This is a genomic window from Motiliproteus sp. MSK22-1 (assembly GCF_001968815.1).
Taxonomy (GTDB): Bacteria; Pseudomonadota; Gammaproteobacteria; order Pseudomonadales; family Balneatricaceae; genus Motiliproteus.
The window spans coordinates 30985-52676 of sequence record NZ_MIEQ01000072.1 but is presented as its reverse complement, the minus strand read 5'-3'; the positions used below and the strand labels follow the sequence as shown (position 1 = coordinate 52676).

23 protein-coding genes are annotated in these 21692 nt (G+C 47.3%); 13 read left to right on the top strand and 10 right to left on the bottom strand.

Annotation, left to right across the window (positions count from 1 at the left end; genetic code table 11):
- The first annotated feature begins 134 nt into the window (after positions 1-134).
- The 3 genes from BGP75_RS20160 (at position 135) to BGP75_RS20150 (ending at position 1584) form a co-directional block, all read left to right on the top strand.
- A complete protein-coding gene (locus BGP75_RS20160) occupies positions 135-719 on the top strand; it encodes a TetR/AcrR family transcriptional regulator (protein ID WP_076720688.1) in 585 nt (194 codons plus the stop codon).
- A gap of 37 nt (positions 720-756) precedes the next feature.
- Positions 757-1125 (top strand): MerR family transcriptional regulator, encoded by a 369-nt coding sequence (locus BGP75_RS20155; RefSeq protein WP_076720687.1) that lies wholly within the window; start codon positions 757-759, stop codon positions 1123-1125.
- A 69-nt stretch (positions 1126-1194) separates the two neighbouring features.
- Positions 1195-1584 (top strand): carboxymuconolactone decarboxylase family protein, encoded by a 390-nt coding sequence (locus BGP75_RS20150; RefSeq protein ID WP_076720686.1) that lies wholly within the window; start codon positions 1195-1197, stop codon positions 1582-1584.
- A gap of 147 nt (positions 1585-1731) precedes the next feature.
- Here BGP75_RS20150 and BGP75_RS20145 read toward each other — a convergent pair whose 3' ends face one another.
- From BGP75_RS20145 to BGP75_RS27795, 4 genes are all read right to left on the bottom strand, one after another.
- Complete coding sequence (locus BGP75_RS20145; protein ID WP_076720685.1) at positions 1732-1944, bottom strand: hypothetical protein; 213 nt, start codon at positions 1942-1944, stop codon at positions 1732-1734.
- 300 nt (positions 1945-2244) lie between these two features.
- Complete coding sequence (locus tag BGP75_RS20140; protein ID WP_076720684.1) at positions 2245-2775, bottom strand: GNAT family N-acetyltransferase; 531 nt, start codon at positions 2773-2775, stop codon at positions 2245-2247.
- A gap of 256 nt (positions 2776-3031) precedes the next feature.
- Positions 3032-3322, bottom strand: a complete 291-nt coding sequence (locus BGP75_RS20135) for a putative quinol monooxygenase (protein ID WP_076720683.1) — start codon at positions 3320-3322, stop codon at positions 3032-3034.
- 90 nt (positions 3323-3412) lie between these two features.
- Complete coding sequence (locus BGP75_RS27795; RefSeq protein ID WP_369832151.1) at positions 3413-3673, bottom strand: helix-turn-helix domain-containing protein; 261 nt, start codon at positions 3671-3673, stop codon at positions 3413-3415.
- A 404-nt stretch (positions 3674-4077) separates the two neighbouring features.
- On the opposite strand from BGP75_RS27795, the gene BGP75_RS20125 reads away from it, so the two are divergent.
- Positions 4078-4554 (top strand): cytochrome c family protein, encoded by a 477-nt coding sequence (locus tag BGP75_RS20125; protein ID WP_076720681.1) that lies wholly within the window; start codon positions 4078-4080, stop codon positions 4552-4554.
- A 61-nt stretch (positions 4555-4615) separates the two neighbouring features.
- On the opposite strand, the gene BGP75_RS20120 is transcribed toward BGP75_RS20125, so the two are convergent.
- On the bottom strand, positions 4616-4930 hold the full coding sequence (locus BGP75_RS20120) for a VOC family protein (protein ID WP_076720680.1): 315 nt from the start codon (positions 4928-4930) through the stop codon (positions 4616-4618).
- Between the two features lie 56 nt (positions 4931-4986).
- The gene (locus tag BGP75_RS20115) at positions 4987-5874 is read right to left on the bottom strand and encodes a LysR substrate-binding domain-containing protein (RefSeq protein ID WP_076720679.1); all 888 of its coding nucleotides are present in this window, start codon (positions 5872-5874) and stop codon (positions 4987-4989) included.
- A 365-nt stretch (positions 5875-6239) separates the two neighbouring features.
- Here BGP75_RS20115 and BGP75_RS20110 point away from each other — a divergent pair, with 365 nt between their 5' ends.
- Positions 6240-7112 (top strand): ferritin-like domain-containing protein, encoded by an 873-nt coding sequence (locus BGP75_RS20110; RefSeq protein ID WP_233152988.1) that lies wholly within the window; start codon positions 6240-6242, stop codon positions 7110-7112.
- Between the two features lie 73 nt (positions 7113-7185).
- Here BGP75_RS20110 and BGP75_RS20105 read toward each other — a convergent pair whose 3' ends face one another.
- Positions 7186-9279, bottom strand: a complete 2094-nt coding sequence (locus BGP75_RS20105; protein ID WP_076720678.1) for a CoA-binding protein — start codon at positions 9277-9279, stop codon at positions 7186-7188.
- A gap of 462 nt (positions 9280-9741) precedes the next feature.
- Between BGP75_RS20105 and BGP75_RS20100 the strand changes: the two genes are divergently transcribed.
- The 7 genes from BGP75_RS20100 (at position 9742) to BGP75_RS20070 (ending at position 17084) form a co-directional block, all read left to right on the top strand.
- Positions 9742-12066 (top strand): aldehyde ferredoxin oxidoreductase C-terminal domain-containing protein, encoded by a 2325-nt coding sequence (locus tag BGP75_RS20100; protein WP_076720677.1) that lies wholly within the window; start codon positions 9742-9744, stop codon positions 12064-12066.
- Between the two features lie 146 nt (positions 12067-12212).
- On the top strand, positions 12213-12644 hold the full coding sequence (locus BGP75_RS20095) for a hemerythrin domain-containing protein (RefSeq protein ID WP_076720676.1): 432 nt from the start codon (positions 12213-12215) through the stop codon (positions 12642-12644).
- 156 nt (positions 12645-12800) lie between these two features.
- On the top strand, positions 12801-14105 hold the full coding sequence (locus BGP75_RS20090) for a hypothetical protein (protein ID WP_076720675.1): 1305 nt from the start codon (positions 12801-12803) through the stop codon (positions 14103-14105).
- A 17-nt stretch (positions 14106-14122) separates the two neighbouring features.
- Positions 14123-14956, top strand: a complete 834-nt coding sequence (locus BGP75_RS20085) for a substrate-binding domain-containing protein (RefSeq protein ID WP_198939496.1) — start codon at positions 14123-14125, stop codon at positions 14954-14956.
- A 34-nt stretch (positions 14957-14990) separates the two neighbouring features.
- Positions 14991-15689, top strand: a complete 699-nt coding sequence (locus BGP75_RS20080; RefSeq protein ID WP_076720674.1) for an ABC transporter permease — start codon at positions 14991-14993, stop codon at positions 15687-15689.
- A complete protein-coding gene (locus tag BGP75_RS20075; protein WP_076720673.1) occupies positions 15689-16525 on the top strand; it encodes an energy-coupling factor ABC transporter ATP-binding protein in 837 nt (278 codons plus the stop codon). The genes BGP75_RS20080 and BGP75_RS20075 overlap by 1 nt, the downstream gene beginning before the upstream one ends.
- A 274-nt stretch (positions 16526-16799) precedes the next feature.
- Complete coding sequence (locus BGP75_RS20070) at positions 16800-17084, top strand: hypothetical protein (protein WP_076720672.1); 285 nt, start codon at positions 16800-16802, stop codon at positions 17082-17084.
- Positions 17085-17102: 18 nt separating this feature from the next.
- Here the strand turns inward: BGP75_RS20070 and BGP75_RS20065 are convergent, their stop codons facing one another.
- Genes BGP75_RS20065 through BGP75_RS20055 form a run of 3 tightly spaced genes read right to left on the bottom strand, consistent with a single transcriptional unit; the run spans position 17103 to position 19939 of the window.
- A complete protein-coding gene (locus BGP75_RS20065) occupies positions 17103-18170 on the bottom strand; it encodes a U32 family peptidase (protein WP_076720671.1) in 1068 nt (355 codons plus the stop codon).
- Entirely contained in the window at positions 18148-19146 is a 999-nt protein-coding gene (locus BGP75_RS20060; RefSeq protein ID WP_076720670.1) for a hypothetical protein, read from the bottom strand. The genes BGP75_RS20065 and BGP75_RS20060 overlap by 23 nt, the downstream gene beginning before the upstream one ends.
- A 49-nt stretch (positions 19147-19195) precedes the next feature.
- Complete coding sequence (locus tag BGP75_RS20055; RefSeq protein ID WP_143821128.1) at positions 19196-19939, bottom strand: S8 family serine peptidase; 744 nt, start codon at positions 19937-19939, stop codon at positions 19196-19198.
- 336 nt (positions 19940-20275) lie between these two features.
- Here BGP75_RS20055 and BGP75_RS20050 point away from each other — a divergent pair, with 336 nt between their 5' ends.
- On the top strand, positions 20276-21691 hold the full coding sequence (locus BGP75_RS20050) for an aldehyde dehydrogenase family protein (RefSeq protein WP_076720668.1): 1416 nt from the start codon (positions 20276-20278) through the stop codon (positions 21689-21691).
- The last annotated feature ends 1 nt before the right edge of the window (position 21692 follow it).

Genomic DNA, 21692 nt, shown 5'->3' with positions numbered 1-21692 from the left:
AAAGCGCCTGCCAAAGATTCCTGCCGCCTGAAGCTCGTTCAAGCCAGACTGATGACTTGTAGCCAACACATAGACCAACCTGTCTACTTGTGTCAAACTCTTTCCAACAGCTTTATCAGAGAGCAACCAAAACAATGCCAACCCTAATCCTTGATAAGCGAACTCAACTGATTGAAACAGCGCTAAGTTTATTCTATGAGCGAGGTATTCATGCCGTAGGTATCAATGAGGTACTCAAAACATCAGGGATAGCCAAAAAAACACTCTATAGCTATTTCTCCAGTAAGGAGGAGTTGATTGCAGCAACGGTAGAATATCGCAGCAGACTATTTCTCAATTGGCTGCAAAGTCAGATAGCTGAGGTAGATCCAGGAAGAGCAAGTATTGAGAGAATTTTTTCCTCACTGGATGACTGGATCAACGAACGTGTCGAATTATTAAGCCCCTTTAAAGGCTGTTTTTTTATCAACACCAGTGCTGAATATAACCGTCATGACTGCAATATCTATGGTCAATGCAGGACCCACAAACAACAGGTTTGCGAGTTACTGCTGCAACAATGCCGGATTATTCAAAGCGAAGAAAAAGCGGCCCAATCTCTCAACACAAGCCTTTCCCTGCTGGTAGAAGGAGCCATTGTCCGGGCCCATGTTATGGGAGATAAGCAAGCGGCACAGCAAGCATGGACTACAGCACAGGTATTGATAGCAGCCCCGTAGCCAGTCTCCGAAACCCCATAGAAAAACACACAATCATATGAATATTAAGGCATTTTCTAAAGTCACAGAACTTTCCCCTTATACTATCCGATATTACGAAAAAGCAGGCCTGCTAAGAAGTATAAAACGAAATTCGAGTGGGCATCGTGCCTTTACAGAATCAGATGTTGCATGGGCCAGGTTTATCAAGCGGCTAAAAGAGACAGGGATGACTATTGAAAATATCCGCAAATATGCGGAGCTACGAGAGAAAGGTGAGCATACCTCCGAGCAAAGAATGCGTATGCTGGAGGAGCACGCCATAACATTGAAAAATAAAATTGCGCTGGAAAATAATCATCTGCAAAAACTTGAAGAGAAAATCGACTATTACGCAGGACTTATCCACACCGATTTGAAAGCTTGACTTAGAGCACACTCTAACCTGTACGGTTACATCACAGCATCAGCTGGATAACTGACAGGAGAGGTTTTAATGAAAAATCAACGATTTGAATCAGGCCTTAAAAAGCTGACTGAAGTCGACGGTGAGGCAGGACAAAAGGTGATTGATAGCTTGGCATCAATAGCTCCAGATTTAGCAAAATATACGATAGAGTTTCCATTTGGTGATATCTACCAACGTCCGGGGCTTGATCTAAAAAGCAGAGAACTGATTACAGTAGCAGCATTAACAGCTTTAGGTCATTGCCACCCTCAACTGAATGTACATATCAATGGAGCATTAAATGTGGGCTGCGAACCTGAAGAAATTGTAGAAGTCATTATTCAAATGGCGGTTTACGCAGGTTTTCCAGCATCCCTTAATGGGATGTTTGTCGCTAAAGAAGTATTTATCGAGCGCAATATTATCGAAGCGCCATAACGCGGCACAAACACCGTTACAGGAACAGTTGTAAAAACAAACAGCCAGAAAACAAAGCTAGCCTGAGGCCATCGAAGCTGATGAGAAGCACCTCAGGCATTGTATTTATAACGTAAACATTGATCCGCTATGATGCGGCACTATGACTTACTCTGGACCTATTTTCACAATCCATAGCACCCTGCTACCGGGATCGAGAGGATCTGGATTCCAGGAGTCGGCACAGTATTCATGCCGCCCGGGAGTCAAGCTCTGCTCAATTTCACGACAACCTTGAGACTTTAGTTTCACTACAAGTTCATTTTTTTCATCGATAGACATATTAATAAAAACACGAGCGCCCGAAGCACTGCTGTTCATGGTATCCCTCCTGGATAAAATACCGGAACACCCTCGGTCCAGAAAACCGGGGTTAACCCATCAGGGACCAATCTACCAGAAGTACAGCGTAGCTAAAGCGGACTTGGATGCTATTTATGAGGAAGATCAATTCGGCTTGTGAGTAAGATCAATTCAGACTGAATATCAATGGATTACAGCTTTACCGGGGCCCGCAAAACTTCTTCTTTGATTCATAAGATAGTCGATAAGGGCCACAAGTTGGCGTGGGAACCTTCGAATAAGTCCATTGTGTTCTCAGCGAACCCTAGAGCAGTGCTCTTACTCTAAAACGATACTGTAGCGCTCTGTCATTTCTTTATTTTTGCGATAACCACACTCGGACTCACCAGACCCCAGGTGCTGGAAACCGGAATTTAACAGTACTTTTCCGGAAGCAGGATTTCGACGGAGGTGATGGGCATGAATATGGTTAAGTTTTAACGTGCCGAAGCCAAACTCCACCACTTTTTTACTGGCTTCAGTACAAAACCCCCTACCCCAATATTCAGTCCCAACCCAATAACCCAGTTCCCCGCTCTGATCACTGATACTCATAATGGAAATGCTGCCGATCAGCTCTCTGGTATCTAGTAACGTTATCGCAAATGATGCAAGCTCCCCCCGCTGCCACTTTGAGTTCTGCTCTGATATCCAGCGGTTAGCCAGGCCTGTTGGATATGGGTGGGGGATATTTGCCGTTACATCAGCGATTTTCTTATCACCGGCTAGTAATTCAACTCTCGTTGCATCATCGGCCACAAAGGGTCTTAAGAGCAGTCGCTCTGTTTTCAGTATCGGTTGAGCTTTCATGGTTCAATCCTTAAACGTCACTATATTCGGCTAGTCTGGCCATTTGATCCCGAAGCGGTATCGCAGTTACGAATCCTATACCTATCGACCAATTTCACTGTATCCAGTCTCTATTATATTTGCCCGCTGGAGAGAGGAAAGAGTGTTAGGAACAAGCTAACCCGGATTCACAAGGCAGTAAGCAGTATTCCGGGTTAACGAGTTCAAACTATATTCCACGTACAGAGTATATAGATACCTGCAGCCAACAAAAAAGCTATATCTCTATCATTTCAAAGTACTTTATCTGAGGAGGCGACACCATAAAAGCCCCCAGTCTAGCGAGAACACCATTACCTTCAATGTGTTTTATGTAGGACTGATGGTTTTCGATCTCGATCCATTCTTCATCCAAAAGCATCTCGGTGTTTTCTTTGTCAAACAATACATTGACTTTCATACAGCCTTTAAAGCTTCTGACGTTAGGCAAATTCTCCTCTAAAAAAGGTAGCAGTGACCGAAACTGATCTGGCTTGATTTGACAATTTAGGGTAACTCTTACGCCCATAGTATTCTCCTGAATTTGAATAGCGACATTCACTGTAACGATCAGGTCAGGCAGAACTACTCAATAACGGTCAAAAATGCCGTTAACCAATCATTTACACACTTTTAGTTGCTTTGGTGTTGAACCGTATCGGTTCTTAAACGCTTTGATAAAATGTGACACATTCTCATATCCAACTTTCATGGCAATCTCTGTCACTGATAACTCATTGTATTGCAGGAGTTCTTTTGAATAGGATAACCTTTTTTCCTGTAGCCATTGTTTAGGAGGCATCTTGTAAGTGCTCTTGAACTCACGGTTAAAGCTGGAAAGGCTTCTTCCGGATATCTGAGCTAAGTCACTGACTGACATACGTAAAATATCTGGCTTATTCAGTAAGCGAGAGAGGTTTCGCTTTGGGGATGATATATTCGGTTGGCAAAGCAATGCTTTCATAAACCCACTTTGGTCGTAAAAATACATCAGATAACCAGAACCAAGATTTGGTCCACTCACGAAAAAAAAGGCGGAACCTGTCGGTTTTACCCTAATCCAGCAAAAAGCACCTTTCAATCTTTCGATAAGCACAACATAAATGGATCAACTCGGCAGCATTATCACTTTTACATCTGTTTAGCGATGATAAGATATCCGACTAAAGGCACAGGGAATTGAGGCATAAACTCATTGGGTTTTCAACAGGCCCTACGGGGCCTTCAGAGTGATCAGATCTCTGTGTTAACGATTTTAAACGGTAAACAGAAACGGAGGAATCGATGATAAAAAAAAGTCTCACTATTGCTGTGATCATAAGTGGCATCAGTTTGACCGGTTCATTATGGGCGGCCAAATTTGATCCCTCAGAATCTCTGGCTAATTATCAGCCCTCCCTGACTGAAAAGTTTAAGCAACAGCTAAAAAACGCAGATATCAAAGCAGGAGCTGATTTTTTTGATCGTAAATGTGCGACCTGTCACGATGCGGCCAAGGACGGTATTCATAACAAAGGACCACTGCTGTGGAACCTGTTCGGTCGCCAGGCCGGCAGTGAGCAAGGGTTTGAGTATTCCGAAGCAATGACCAAATCACAGCATATCTGGGACTTTGCCAGTTTGAATTATTACCTGACGCGAACTGATCGGGCAGTACCTGGCCGGAGTATGAATTTTCGCGGTATACGCAAAGAGAAACAACGGGCAGACTTACTGATCTATTTAAGACAGTTCAACGACACACCGCCTGAATTACCCTAGAGCCTTGTAAACATCTCTCTTGAGCCTCAGGACCAGAACATAATGGATCCTGAGCTTGACCTTATTTTGTGTATTCCATTAATTCAACAGGTGCGCCGTTAACTTCAATAAAGGCAACCCTTAAGCCTTCACTTGGAGAATTAGGCTGAATAATGACTTTTTTGCCAGCTAATTCTGCGTCAAGATCATCTACTTCAAACGCCACATGGGGGACTGTTTTTACTAACTCGGGGTATGGAGCACCATCCCAGTATCGCTGCCACTGGATACCGTAAAGATTATTTTTATGGTCAGAAACCGTCATTTTCAAATGAGGCAAATCGATCTCGCCATCAAAACTTCCTGTAACGGGAATACCTACATGATTAAACTTCATTATCTACAGCCCCTGACTATTGAAAATTGTACTTCGGCACAACGACCACTCCCTGATTACTGAGGCAGCTCGCTGTATAACCACTGACTGAAAACCTTAAACGCAGTCTTGGTTTCCGAGTCTTCTGGATAGGTCAGATAGTATCCACGGTTACAGCTATACCCTTGAGAATAGGCTAATGCTAAATCGCCAGAGTTCAAGGCATCAGTAATAAAGGGCCGATCTATCAAACAGATTCGATCACCAGTCTGAATGGCCTCGAGGGACTGAGCGGCATTCTGCACGGAAACGCCTTTAAGTTTGCATTTTTTCGTATACCCCGCCTCGATAAACCATGACTGCCAAAGCCCTCCCATTGAAGAATTGTGTACTAGCGACTGCTCGGTTAACTGCTCAAGATCAAACTCACCACCGTTCGCTTTCAACAAAGAAGGACGGCAGACCGCAACCAAATCCATCTCAAAAAGTAATTTTGCGACAGTCTGAGGCCATTGCCCGTTTCCTAATCGGATGGCTGCATCAATATGATCCACTCGAAAATCGACTAACTCAGATGTAGCCACCAAAGAAAGATCAATCTCCGGATGGCGGGCATAGAACCCATCCAGGCGTGGCAGTAGCCAGCGGGTCGCAAAGGACGGTGCTGCTGAAATTCTTAAACTATTATTCTGTTGCTTTTGTAATGCCCGATATATGGCGTGATGCAGCTCTTGAAAAGGATTACCAATATCAGAATACAGTTGTTCCCCGCGGCTCGTTAGCTGAACGCGCTTATCCAGACGATCGAAAAGTTGATAACCCAGCAGCTTTTCTAGATTTCGAATTTGATGGCTTACCGCCGATGCTGTGACATGCAGATGATCCGCAGCAATCTGGAAACTACTGAACTCGGCAGCCGCCGCAAAGGTGTTAAGACTGTTAAGAGGTAATTGAGGGCGCTTCACAGATGAGTTTTCCTCGTCCGTAAGAGGAATTTATGTCCTTTGTCAGACATTCTTTTTCTCCGTAAATTAGATTCATCAGTCATTTACGGAGTAACAATCATGTTGGCAGAAAATCACAACAATAGCGAACCAATCATCAACAATATTGATTATGACTACTATCTCCAACGTGCGAGGCATATCAGGTCAAGAAAATGGTGGCAGTGGATCAAGCGCTTGGAGAGAAAACTCACATCAGGGTCATGAAATGAGAAAGCCTCATGTGTAGTGGTTTATAACTAATGACCCCAACCCAGCTTAAAGGTCTGTCAAGACATCTGCCATTTGAGCCTGATCATATGGCATCACTTGATCAGGAGCATTAGGTGTTGCAGGCCTTCACCGCAGAAAGATACAATTTGCGCTCCGATATATGGCCACGCGCAGGCATTATGCAAAACCTCTACGATCAAGCAAAGCAGTGCCTGACACTGGCAGCCCCAGCAGATAAAGTCGCTTTTACCGCCGAAGCAGCCGGCCTATGGAACGCTGGTCAACTGATATGGACTGAAGGGGAGCCCCCGGAATTGCTTAATGACCCGGGAAGGCTGGATAAGCCAGCAGTGGTTATGCCACGGGATTTACCCAAGCGAAAGCCCAAGTCAGAAGAAGGACGAGCGGCACTGATTCACTCTTTGGCCCACATTGAGTTGACGGCGATTAATCTTGCCTGGGACACAATCTATCGTTATCGGGATATGCCCAAGGAATATTATGATGACTGGGTAAAGTGTGCCAACGAAGAGGCAGGCCATTTTATATTGCTGCGTGACCGACTTCGTGAAATGGGTTACGACTACGGCAGTTTTCCGGTTCACAATGAGCTATGGAAAATGGCCGTCACTACAGCCGATGATCTTATGGACAGAATGGGGATTGTCCATCGCGCCTTTGAGGCAAGAGCACTCGATGTAGTCCCGAAGACCCTGCAACGGTTTGAACATCTCAATGACCGAACAATGGTAAAAGCCCTGACTATCATCTGCAATGATGAGGTAGGTCATGTCAGTTCCGGTACTCGCTGGTTCCATTATCGCTGCGCCCAAAGACAGTTGGACCCCGATACCACCTTCTTTATGCTGCTGGAAAAATACATGAAGAAGCCGCTATCCGGCCCTTTCAACCACGATGTACGACTGCAGTCAGGTTTCAGTGAAAACGAGCTGCGTTATCTGGAAGAAAATGCCAAACAACGATAGCCCGACAAACCCAATAGCCAGCTAGCCAGGCAAACACAACAAGCCCGGCTACTGACTGAGCACGGTGATCAGCCTATTGCAATTGGCTGCGAAGTTGATCGGCAAATAAACGGGCTTCCGTATAGCGGGCCAGGCTTTCCATTGCGCGCTCACAGGAACGGAATACACAAACCCCTTGGTCCATTAGTTTTTCAGCCATCGCATCATAAAGACCACCACCATCCACAACACCAATTATCGGTTTCTGCTGCTCGCGGACCAACGCAGGCAGCAACTGCGCGACACTGAGCTCGGAATCCAGATCAAAACCCGGACGACTGCATTGCGCCAGCGTTCTCATCATCGGCGATAATGGGTCTAACCCCACCACAACAGCATCCACATTTGATGCTTCCGCAAAAGCCTGAGTACATTGCACGTGAGCTTCATCGTCCGCCCCCGGATTGATATCAATGGGGTTTCTGACCTCCATCAGAGCATCGAGGCGCTTTGCAACCAGAATATTCTCAAGTTGCTTAGCGGTGGAAGGCTCAATGAGAGACATTTCCAGGGAGAACCGACCTGATGCAATACTGTCTGCCATTCCCACTGTTTCGAATCCTGCACCACTGACACCGGCTACGCGGCGACCACCCACTACCCTGTTGTGCATACAGCTTGCAATATAAAAAAGATCATCAAATTCAGTAAAATCTTTGGCAACCATCACCCCTGCTTGCTTCAGTATGGATTCACACAGTGAGTAGTCACCGGCCTCGGAAGCCGTATGTCCTAAAGCAGAGGATTTACCAGCATTTGTCCGACCGGCCTTGTAGACAATAACCTGCTTGCCTTTAAGCACTGCACGCCGGGCAGCATCGGCAAATGCAAGACCATCCAGATCATTGAATCCTTCTATGTAAACGCCAATAGTGTCTATTGTCTCCTGATCGACATAGTAACTCAGCATATCCCCATGACTGATATCACTCTGATTACCCAATGCTGTCATGTAGGCGGGATCAAGCCAGGGGTTTTTACTCAGCCGGGTCACCATAAAGGCACCACTTTGACTGATCAGGGCCGAATGGCGCTGTGCTTTCTTTTGAGGTTTCGGGAGGCGCTCCCGGGGGATAAACCAGGAGTCATAGCCTCCCGGATGAGAGACCACCCCCAGACAGTTGCCCCCCAGAAAGACAGGGCCACCGTTTTTCTGTAAATGAGCAGCATTGATACGTTTTTTCATTGCCGCCGCAGGTTCATAACTGTTTTGAGTTTCACCGAGGCCACCGGGGACCAGCATAACCGATTCAGCGGCATCGCTGGCAATCACTTCATCCACCAGATCAAAGACTCCCTCGGCTCCGATGGCAACGATAAACAAGTCTAATTTATGGGTCAGTGCATCCAGATTATCAACACAGTTTACACCATCAATCTCTCCCCCACCGGGGCGAACAATGGTCATCCTGGCAGCATCATAGCCACTACCCAGCAGGTTTTTAAGAATGATGCGACCAAAGTTCATTTTGCTCGCAGATACCCCAATGATCCCGATTGACTCAGGGTGTAACAGTTTACCAATTTTCTCAATGGGTCTTGCAGCAAGACCGTCAGCAGGCTCCGAAAAACGGCAATGTCCATCCAGTGGAATCATCAGCCCATCCGTAAAAATTAATGGATTTATCGCTAAACAATCAATAACGTAAGAGGCCTTGGGATTGTCTGGAGAAAAATAATTTGCCAAGGCAATCATCCCGGAGAAACAGCTCAATAGCTGTTCATCGGTCACCAGCCCGGCCAGCTGTTTGTAACAAAAACTACGCTTGAACAACTCAAAAAAGGCGGATGCGTCAGTTAAGGTTGTTGATGCGCAAACCTTAGCCTCATCTTTTGCGAAGCTTGTCGCAAACTGCTCTTGATTAACCCCGCCTAACCCGGCGCTGATAATCATGCCAAATTCTCGTGTATTTCGAATCTCGACAAACATAGACTGAGTCAATATAGCTTCAGGTAAACGCTCAGGCCGAGTTAAGGATTGCAACCCCAGACCTGTACACAACTGCGAAAGCTCGTTGATTGAAAGGGAATCGCGCTGCTCAGAAGCCGCCTTTGCCAATAGACCACCAGCCTCCTCAAAATCGAAAGACAGTGAAGACTCAGTAAACGCTGAAGTTGGATTATTCATGATTCTTGATTTCCATAATGTCATTCGAATTGAGAAGCCCGTTTCAAGGCCTCGACAAACAGGCAGTATTATTCATAAAACTAATCTTACAGGAATAAAAACCACCTGAATTTAACAGAACTCACAACAAATATGATTTATAGTGCACCACGAGAAATAAAGACTGTAAACCGATAACCGCAACGCTGTTCCGATAGACGGAATAGTCCCAAAACGATAATGGATACTGCCTGAGCTACCGCTTAAGTCCATTAATCAGTGGCTTAGCCCACGATAAGCCCCACAAAAAGAGCAATAACCGAACATTTAGATTGATTTTAAATTGTTTGATATCAAACAATTTATTGATATAGTCAATTTAACGTTTTAGTCGAAAGTAAACAACGTGAATAACAAGTACGCAGCTTGAATAACACAGGGTTTTGAGACCAAAAAGGCTAAGAGAATTTTAAAGAGGCAGCTATGGACATCAGACAACGAGTTGAACGACTGTTGAGCCGAATGCACGACACCCCTCAGTACCCGACTCAGGGAGCCGTGCTCTTTGTCGATCTTGAACGGCAGAGCCATCAAAAAGCCTATCTTTCAACCAAGGTCGTTTCCACTTTTCTCGCGGGACGCGGCGGCAACATGTTCTTACTCTATAACCTGTTGCAGGAAGACAAGGACGCACTGGATCCAGAAGTACCGCTAATTTTTGGTACCGGAATACTAACCAGCAACATGCCTGCGGGGACTCGCGGAAATGTCACCAGCCGCTCACCGGAAAGCCATGCCATTCTCGACAGCAATGCGGGAGACTATTTCCCTACATTTCTCAAACGCCACGGCTATGATCATCTGGTTGTCTACGGAAAAAACAGCCAGTGGACATTATTGAATATCAGCCAGGACCAGGTCAGTTTTCTGGACGCCACGCCATATCTGGGCATGGATAACATAGAACTGACAGAGACCATAGAACAGGACTTCGACTGCACAGAGCAAAAAGACATGGCCATGGCTCGTATTACCAGTGCTGGTGAAAATCGGGTTTTGTGCAGTGGCATTATGGGCGGAATTAAGGCCATCTGGGCTCGCGGTGGCGCAGGAGCCAAGATGGGGGCCTTAAACCTCAAAGCCGTAATGATCAAAGGTAAGCTACCTAACTTTGACTTAAGCAAAGATTACAAACTTCAGAATAAGGAAATTGGTAAGAAAATACTCAGTACCAGCGTCATTCAAAACGCTCTGAAGACCGTGGGCACTCCGTTCCTTTATAAGCCCAGTCGAGTTTTGGGTGCCATGGGCACCAAAAACAACCAGGAAACCACCTGGCACGATACATTAGATGCCGATAATTTTGATCCTTATCGACCAGGAATGAGCCGCTGCTATCAGTGCCCTGTGCGTTGCCGTGCCGACAATGACATGTTACCGGGAGGCAAAGGAGGCTGGGGAGCCAGTGCGTTAACAGGTATTGCCGGCAATGCAAGCTACGACAAGGAGCAGAGCCAGCTAGATCATCACAAAAAGAGAACCTACAACGGCATCAATGATGATGGCGTGTTCGATAAATACGATAAAGGGGAAGGTCCTGAGTACATTATCGTCGGCAAATTTGGCCCTAATATCGGCATCAAGAGCCCAGAGCAAGTATTGCGCCTGAACAATATACTTAATGATCTGGCGCTGGATGCTTCCAGTACCGGCGCTTCAATTGCCTGGGCAATGGAGCTCTATCAGCGCGGTATTATCAATAAAAAAGATACCGGCGGCCTGGATTTAATCTGGGGAAATTACCCTGTCGTTGAGCAACTGTTATTTATGACAGCTAAGCGAGAAGGGTTTGGAGACACCATCGCTGACTCAGCCAAGGCCGTTGAAAACGGAAAATACCCGGTAGAAGCACTCCAGTACCGTATGGCTGTTAAAGGACTGTTCCAGTCTGATCCCCATGACTCAAGAATTCTCAAAGCCTTTGCACTGGGGTTGGCTGTTGCAACCCGGGGTATGGATCATTTACGTAATCGAGTCACACTGGAAATAAACGCACGCATAAATGACGATGCAAAATTCAAGACCGAACTCTACGGCGGCGTGGTTGCTCCAGAACCGAACGGTTACCAGGGTAAAGAATATGCGGTACGCCGCTGTGAAGATACTTACGCAGTAGGTGACTCTATTGGAATGTGTCGTTTCAACACCAAGTTATTCAATTCGCCATCACTACCGGATCTGACTGATTTTGCTGAACATCTGAACGAAATGACAGGTCTGAATTTCGATCTGGATTCACTCTACGAAAGCGGTCGCAGCATCACCGGCCTTGAGCGAATGCTCAATTTCCGCCTGGGTTTGAGAGGCAAGGACGATACCCTGCCCCGCCGCTGGTTCGATGAGCCAATTACCGTAGGCCCGTTCAAAGGTGAGAAGATCGATCGTGAAGAGTTTGAAGCCATGAAAACTCGCTTCTACAAGATTACCGGACTCAATACTGAAGGCGTACCGGCTCTCGACTGGCATAGGCGTCTTTCAAACCTGGCAACCGGCTACGCTGTAAAAGTGGACTTACCTGAAGCGATACCCGGTGCCCCGGAGCAGTCTCTCATTATTGATGAGCCAGTAAGCAATGTCGTAGAACTTCGGCAGGCCCTGCTGCGCAAACTGCCAGAAGCCAGGGAACAACTGGAAAATGAGACCATTAATATAGCCATCAATGGTGACATGGTGTTGTCGGGCGAGCAGACAACACCGGTACCCAGCGGCAGTGAAGTCACCCTGGTCCCGATTATTTCTGGCGGCTGATCCAGGATCTGTTTCGGCAGTATTTGTCTGTGACCTAACTTCAATCAAGGGCGGTGAGAATTTTGGTTGTATGGAAACCATTTGGAATGCATTATAATTCTTTTATGTATTATATTTCATAATCGGCAGTATTTGGGAGAATCCATATGACTACCATTCTTGACTTCATGACTGAAAAACATCGTGCTTGTGATGACGCTTTCGCCGCTGCTGAAGAGGCGGTTTCACTCAATGAATGGCAAACAGCAACAGAGCAATGGCGCTTGTTCAGCGATGAACTGAAAAGCCACCTGGAGATGGAAGAATTGGTTTTATTTCCAAGATTTGAAGAGGCTACCGGTAACAGCAATGGCCCGACCAACATGATGCGCATGGAACATCAACAGATGCTTGCCCTCAGCCACCAGATAGAGTCAGCCCTATCAGCCGAGCAGGATGAGGAGTTTCTGGGTCTGTCAGAAACACTCATGGTATTGATGCAACAACATAATATGAAAGAAGAGCAAGTGCTTTATCCAATGGCTGACCAATCAATCCCTCAGGCTGGGGAGACTATTGAAGCAATGAATAAGATCTAATTGCTGGTGCGCGATCTATCAGACTTATCAACCTGCTTATCAGGCCGTCCACTCACAACAGCAAGCAGGATAAAAGGGATCGGTTAAGGTTGTGAGGCGGCCAGTGTCATAGCAGCAAATGAAGCACCGAAACACTGTGCGGGGAGAATATTGCAGATGAAGATGACCGGACTATCATTCGATAACATTCCTCCCTTATCGGTCCCTTTTCGATTTTTTTTTACCGCTCCGTTGTTTGGCATACTTGCTGGTGTGCTGATTATGATTGTCGATGACTTATGGATCAGTCGCTGGCACCCGGCACTGCTCGGCTTTACTCATTTGCTCACCTTAGGTGTGATGGCGATGGTAATGCTTGGAGCATTATTCCAATTAATGCCTGTTATCAGTAGTCAGCCGGTCCCGGGAGCCCGTCATATTGCCCCCTGGGTTCATCTATTGCTTTCGGCAGGAACCCTGAGTCTGGTCGCCGGTTTTATGGCCCCAATGAGCACTGTGATTCTAACCGCTGGGATTATCCTACTGATATTGGGCTTTGTAACATTTTTAGGCCCTTTGCTTCTGGGGCTGATACGCGTAGGTCAGGGAGGAGACAGTATCCACAGTATTCGACTGGCTATCGGCGCGCTGATCATTGCATTGATCATAGGCGGGTCCAGAGCATTATCCTACGCTTTTCCCGAAACCTGGACAGCTCTGGCAGGGTTCGCCAACTACCATATAGGCTGGGGATTAGGTGGCTGGGTGGTATTACTGGTAATGGGAGTCAGCTTTCAGGTCATACCCATGTTTCACGTGGCTCCCAACTTTCGCAGGAGTGTCAGCCTTGGGCTGACTTCACTGTTGTTTCTCAGTCTGCTGATTATCAGTATTGCCCCGGCGGGATCAGCATTGCTAAAAGCCGCGATGCTGGCAGCCATTGCTCTGATCATCACCTACTCGCTGTATACCTTGAACCTGATACGTCAGCGTAAACGCCGAATATCTGATCCTACCATTCACTTTTGGCAGCTCGGATTAAGCGCTCTGGTCATTGCCTGTCTGGTATTAAGCGCTCTCCTGTTTGGCAAAGACAGTTTTTCTGGTTTAGAAGGAAAACTACAGATTCTCTCAGGCCTTCTATTTGGTTACGGTTTTGCAATATCAATCATTGAAGGAATGCTGCAAAAAATCATCCCTTTTCTTATTTATATGCATTTACAACGCGACTGTATGAAGAACCCTCAAGCGTTTGCCTCTCTACCTAATATGAAAACCCTTATTCCAACCAAGGTTTCCCGTCGTCAATTTCAACTCCACCTCAGTGCTCTGGTACTGGTTTCAGCCAGCCTGTTTTTGCCTGTTCCTGCCTGGTTATCAGGGGCCGCGATAGTGGTTGATTTCAGCTGGCTGCTGTACGCATTGCTAAAGGCACAGAGGGTCTACAGCCATACACGACAATCGATCAATGTCTGCGCTTAACCCACAAGGAGATCAAAATGAAGCATCTGGAGCATCTGGTTTATAAAATAATCAAAGCTATTCCACTAACAGCCTTGCTCTGTTCATTACTGTTAGTCGGGATTTCTGCCCATGCGGCAACGCTCAGATTAGCCACCACCACCAGTACTTATAACTCAGGGCTTCTCGACTACCTGATCCCTGATTTTGAACAGCACCAAGGCACCCAGGTGCAGGTAATCGCGGTCGGTACGGGAAAAGCATTACGAATGGGACAGAGTGGTGACGTAGATTTAGTATTGGTTCATGCTCCGAAAGCGGAAATACAGTTTGTTGCCCAGGGCCATGGTGTTGACCGTATCGGAATAATGTACAACGACTTTGTCATTATTGGCCCCCCAAGCGATCCGGCCCAGGTTAAAAACCTCAAGAATGCGACAGAAGCACTCTCTCGTATCGCTGCAAGCCAATCTCTATTTGTCTCTCGCGGAGATGACTCCGGTACCCACAAGAAAGAACGGAGTCTGTGGAAGGATATAACCCGGCCAAGAGAAAGCATCTGGTATCGGGAAGCCGGTCAGGGAATGGGCAAGGTGTTACAAATCAGCAACGAACTGGATGCCTACACCCTGGTAGACCGGGGTACCTGGTTAGCCTACAAGAACAAGCTAAACCTCAAATTGCTGGTCGAGGGTGATAAACGCTTACATAACCCCTATTCTGTTATCCGCGTAAACCCAGAGAAATATGCAGACCTTAATCATAAGGATGCTATGGCATTCAGTCGCTGGTTAGCTTCTGCCGAAGTACAGCAAAAAATCGCGGAATTTAAAGTAGCTGGCGAGCAGCTGTTTGTACCTTCGGCTGATTAATCCATCTGCTGATCAACCCCGGGAGTAACAGATCATGGGAGACCTGACCCAAACCTCACTGGAGGCCCTGTTATTGCTCGTAACGGGCGATACCGAGCTGTGGTCGATAATTCGCGTTTCCTTCAGTACAACTCTCAAGGCAATTTTGTTAGCAACACCCGTGGCTTTTCTGATCAGCTTTATTCTCAGTATTGCCAGGTTTCCCGGTCGCTGGTTCCTGATCTCCCTGTTTAATACGCTGCTGGGTGTGCCTACCGTTATTGTCGGTTTATTGCTGTATCTGCTGCTATCCCGAAGCGGCCCATTTGGAGATCTCAGGCTATTATTTACTGAACCCGCGATGATTCTAGGGCAAATACTAATCGCCCTGCCATTGTTGGTTGCTATGGGTCTGGCTGCATTTGAAGGAGCTGATCGCAGAGCCTGGGAAACCACCCGAACCCTCGGTGCAGGTCCTGTCAGAGCAATGCTGACATTGATGTACGAAGTCCGTTTTGGTCTCGCTGCTGCAGGTACTGCCGCTTACGGGCGAATTATTTCAGAGGTCGGATGTGCAATGATGGTTGGCGGAAATATTCTCAACTATACCCGCACCATCCCCACAGCCATCGCTCTGGAAACCAGCAAAGGGGAGTTTGCTCAGGGTATAGCGCTGGGAATGGTATTGCTGCTTTTAGCATTAGGGCTGAATTTCGGAGTCAGTATAATGCAACGTCGTGGAGAGATTTACTGATGAAATCCAATCTGTTTCTGCAATCCGTCTCACCTGTAAAGACCGCAGATGACCTCCCTTTGCTGAAGGTGCGTGGTCTGACAAAAAGATACGGCCAAAAGCAGATCCTTGATATCGACAAGCTGGACCTTTACGCTGGCCAGGCCGTCTTGCTCAGCGGAAAAAATGGAGCAGGCAAGAGTACCCTGATGAAAATTCTTGCCGGTATCGAACGCTACAACGAAGGCTCGCTGTATTATAAAGAAGATCGAAATAAGGAAGATCAAGCGAGACACCAGCGTTTTTTACAATTTAGTTTTTTACGAAAAAAACTATCACTCAGCAACGGTATTATTTACCTTCATCAACACCCTTTTCTGTTTGATATCAGCGTCAGGGATAATCTGGCTTACGGCTTAAAATGCCAGAGAATGGCTAAAAAACAACAGGCTCAGATTGTACAAAAAGCCCTGAACTGGTCAGGACTTGAGCATCTGGCTGACCGAAATGCTAAAACCCTTTCCGGTGGTGAAATGCAGCGTATAGCGCTTGCCCGTGCCTGGGTCCTTGACCCTAAGCTACTGCTATTGGACGAACCCACCGCCAATATGGACACGGAATCCCGGGAACAGACCTCCTTTCTCATTCGTCGACTTATCAACCAAGGAACAGGAGTGGTTATATGCTCCCACGAAACAAAGCCCGATAACCGCTTAATCGACAGAGTACTGCACCTGGACAACGGAAAACTGATTGAATCCAGTCGTGCTGAATTAAATCAAACCCGGTCTCCAGATAACGAGACCTCGCTGCCCAAAACCAGAGCTGCGATAAAGCCCTGTAAAGACCTGTTATAAGCCAGAGACAGTTTTTATAAGTCACTGCATATAAACACTTCTCTAAGCTACTGATCCCTGCGACGGCTTAAGAACACAAATCAAGCACTATAATTCCACCTTTTAACAACTAAAAGCTGTAAACCCAGATACCCAAACTCGTCCCCATTGAATTACCGACTGAAAATATGACACCCTATCAATTTATGCACTATATTTCACATTCGTTACTTGATAGGATAAACAAATCTGCTAAGCAAAAAAACCACCTGACAGCTGCTGGAGACACTGAACAATGGGCACAACATGCAACTTTAACCCAGGAGATATCATCGAACAGGCCGGTGAGTGTTATCAGATACTGGAAAACCACGGAAACGGTGGAATAGTCCGGAACTTCCCTTCTGAAGAAACAACCGGATTTGAAATGGCATGGGAAGTTGATGGAACAATCGCCCGTCGCATGGGACAAGCAAGCTTACCTGCTCCCAGCCCCTGCTCTACAGGAGGAAGCTGTCCTACCTATGAGATAAAACCAAAGGCTGTTGATGATGGGAATATTATCGCCCGGCAGTCTTAATCCGTTTCTGCCAGCACATTAACGAGCTCTGGCAATGATTCTCCCAGAGCCTCTTTCCTGCATGTCCCTGGAGCTGCGCCCTAACACCTCTGGGTAATAGCACATATAGCCGCTGCTGCAATGATTCTGGCTCTTGCGTAACCCTTGAGCAAACTCCAGCATTTGGCCGGACCCACTGTTCGGGCCTATTTGCTCCATTTTATCAATTGACCGCCTGACCAGTTGTACGCTCTTTTGTTTACGCTGCAACGGCGCATCCCGACCGGCTATTTTTACCGATTCAACACCGCTGCTCTGTAGTGCCGGTATTGCGCAGATTCCGCAGGGGCCATAAGGGTACCCCTCTTCGGTGACAGAAAATCCGCAACCGAACCGATACCAGAGCCACAGTTGATAGCGCTCGTCGTTATGAGAAAGTGACTTAACCTCATTCTCCGTCAACGCCGATCCATCGACACGCTGGTAATCATAACGATAGCTGTCCATACAGATGGCTCCTCCCAGTTGCCGGGGTAAGTGAATACTGTGGCAAACCCCCTCTTCAAAAACACAACCATCATTGAGAATAAAAGCCTCAAATTCGACCTCTGGAATATCCTTTCGTAACCGGGCAATCTCTTTTAGGGTCATATCCCTCGGCAAGATAATCCGCGTGGCACCCAGCTCTTGGTAAAACATCGCTGTTTGAACATTCCTGCAACTTGCAATTGAACTCAAATGAATACCAAACTGAAACCCTTCTCGGGCAATAAGATCCAGTAACACCGGATCTGCGACAATCACCGCATCCCCCCCTAACTCGGCAAAATTCTCTGCCAGACTTAACAGGCATTCCAGCTGTTCAACAGTGTAGTGCTGCGCATTCATTACCAGAGAAAGATGTTTTCCAAGATCATGCGTCGCCTTGATCGCGATCTCAAGATCTGATGCCTGAGAAAGATTGCTGAAAGCTCGGCGGCTTACCGCAGAAGTACCAAACCGCTCCATCCACTTTGTCGGAACAACGCTGCAATAAAACTCATCCGCTCCGGAGCTGACCAACGGGGTTATTTCCTTCAGCTCACTAATGGGTGCGACAATTTTCATTCCAGTCCCCTGCAAACACCAAACGTTTAATCCGCCCTTGCTGGATTGCCTCCAGGATCTTCAGCTCCATAGGTTGCGAATAGCGATAAAACTGCGTGTTACCACGCTGAAATCCTAACAAAGCTTCCGCAGTTTTTTGCCGTGACTCTTTTTGCTCCAGACTGTTTGAATCTGAAGAGCGTTGATGATCTCTCTCAAGCAGAGTCACGTAGTCCAGGCACTCCTTCTTGCAGGCATGGCCCGCAACAAACTTACTTGCATCTTCCTGGCCTAACGAGCCAATCCGGCACATTCGTCCTTTCACCACGTAGCCGTAAGGCAAATACACAGACAAATCCATATCGCCCACATCAAACTGGTCCGATTGAGTAAACGGTGGTACATCCATTTCAATCTGATCAACACCAAATCGATCTAACAAATGCTGGAAAGGCTTTGACCGGCCACTATGGGGATGCAATCGGGTCCACTGGGCCGAGGGTAATCGTGGATCTTTGATCATTTTATAAAGCAACCGGCCTAACAGCGGTTTCAACCCTCTGTAGTCCGTCGTTAGCAGCCTTAACGTCCCCCAGTCGTTGACAATAACCTCGGTTCCTTCAGGCAGCATACCCAGCAGTAAGCGTAATCGCTTGATACCACTATCAGTCAGTAACGGTGTCTGTAGACTGAAATCAATACCAAGGTTTTTTGTGCAGGCAATGGCTTCAGCCATCTGAACAGGTGTGGGCAGCAAGCGTTCACAGAATTCATTTCCCAGATATACACGTTTAACACAGAGTTCAGCGCTGAGAGGCTCTATTGGAGCCGATTCCCAATTCAACAGTTTCAGGGATTCATCAAGACCAGGCTCGGGTCCCAGAACCACTAGCTTTTCTAACAGTTTCAGCTCCGTGAGGGCCAGTGCAACCTGTGGCAAAGCAATGGCAGGGCGGTTTTCCTGAATGTCTATCGAGTCATAATTCTGTATTCCCATGGTCTCTTTCTCACCTCTGTGGCCTGATCACCTTTCTCTCATACCCGTTTCAGCTTGATTGGCTATCACCTGTAACCCAGTTCAGACGACGCGAAGGAGGAATCAGATCGAAATGCTGTGGTATTCCCCGATAGGTTGCTTGCTCCCTAAGCCACAATCGCAACCCTGTCAGATCGCGGCCCCTTAACCGAATATAGCGGGCAACCTGCATACTGATGTAGGCGGTTGCAACGCTGGCCCCTGCTACCGGACTATCAGCCACTCGGACACAGGCTCCGTATTCAGCCTGATGTGAATCCATTTGCGAGAACTCATCGGGACCACAACGAACATCGCCTGTTACCCGAATGACTCCAGGATAACGTGACGGATAAACGGCCGCTCCCACAGCCGGGGCAGCGGCAACAAGAATCACTCCTGCTGCTAACGCCCGCTGGCAGGCGTTAGCCAGAGGTTCCCGATCAGCCTTTATGCCGAAACTCATATTGACTACCTGGGCACCTCGATCCACCAGCCAGTCTAATCCCGCTGCTGCCTGAATGGCAGAAGTTGCAAGCTGGTCAACAAAAACCTGTGCAACCAAAAACCGGGCCTCAGGTATTCGTTCAGCAATAATATTGGTTAGCGCCGAACCATGCCCCAGACAATCCCATCGGGCTGGCTGTACGGCAGAGCCTTTAACAAAAGCCTGGGAAGCAACAACTCTGGACGTCAGTGAGTTGTCCACTCCAGAATCCAGCATACCAACCAATACCGGGGCTCGATGCACCTTTTTTAGTATCCGGACTGGCACTGCGTTATCTGTCCCTCTGGTCCGGCGCTATGGATTCGATCAAAACAGCTGTCATCAATCACATCTCCTCTCAAGGGCCTTATCTGACCGACCTGTATTTTTACTCTGACACTCTCCAGGACCATTAATCAAGCGGGGTTACAACTGGTTACAATTCCGCACAAATCCCTACATTTTGCAGTCATATTATTTACACCTTCTCGCTACTCTTGCTTCTATCAGCCCTTCGAGGTGAATAACTGCTCCTGGTAATCGAAGGTCATCGCTTAGTTCAGCCGAATTCAGCTAAGGGGTCGATTTGATTCAACGGGTTCGGCAGCAGATAAGGAAATTTATATGAATCGTGAATACAATCTTATTATTGGCAGACAGGCTGTTGCCGGCGCCGAAGGAACGTTTAACGTACTAAACCCTGCTACAGAACAACCCGTGGCCGCAAGCCCACAGGCCTCCTTAGAGCAACTGAACCAGGCTGTTGAAGCGGCACAAACAGCATTTGAAAGCTGGAAACTCAGTACCCATGCTGAGCGCCAGCGGATGATCAACAAGATTGCTGATCAGCTGGAAAAAAGAGCGGACGAACTGGCTGCTATTATTGTTCAAGAGCAGGGTAAACCCATGTTTCTTGCCAAGGCAGAAGTCGGAGGAGCTATTGCCTGGACCAGAGCAACAGCGGCACTGGAAGTGCCGGTGGAAGTTATTGAAGATAGCGACAGCAAACGAATCGAAATGCACCGCAAACCACTCGGTGTTGTCGGCTCCATCACCCCTTGGAACTGGCCCTTAATGATCGCGGTCTGGCACATAATGCCAGCCCTGCGTGCAGGTAATACAGTGGTCTGCAAACCCTCTGAACTAACCCCTCTTAATACCCTGATACTGGGTGAAATCATCAATGAGGTCGCTCCAGCCGGTTTAGTGAATATCATCACCGGTGAATCCAGGTTAGGCAGCGCCATGACGGCACACCCGGATATTCAGAAAATAGTTTTCACCGGCTCTATTCCTACCGGTCAAGCAATCATGGCCAATGCCGCTCCGACCTTAAAACGCCTGACGCTGGAACTGGGTGGCAATGATGCAGGTATCGTACTACCGGATGCTGATCTGGATGCTATCGCAATGCCTATCTTCCAAACCTCATTTCTCAACATGGGGCAGACCTGTGCAGCACTAAAGCGCCTCTATGTGCATGAATCACAATATGATGCGCTCTGCGAAAGACTGGTCGCTATTGCAGAGCAACAGAATGTAGGCAATGGCGCAGAAGAAGGTGTCACCTTTGGGCCTGTTCAAAACTCAAAACAGCTCAATATAGTCAACGAATTAGTTGAAGATGCCCGTGATAACGGAGCCCAGATTCTAACAGGTGGAGCCCCGGCGGAAGGTTCTGGGTATTTCTATCCACCGACGATCGTTGCTGAGATTAGCGATGGCGTCCGCCTGGTAGATGAAGAACAGTTCGGCCCGGTATTACCGGTGATACGCTACAGTGATGTGGAAGATGCCGTCCGCCGAGCCAATGCCAACAGCAATGGACTCGGAGGATCGGTTTGGTCCAGCGATATAGAACAGGCACAACGTATCGCCGCTCGTCTGGAATGCGGTACTGCCTGGATCAATAATCACGCAGAAATCCTGCCCCATGCACCTTTTGGTGGCTGCAAGATGTCCGGCTTCGGTGTTGAGTTCGGCCTTGAAGGACTGCTGGAATACACCAGCCCTCAGGTCATCAATATTAATAAGGGATAAC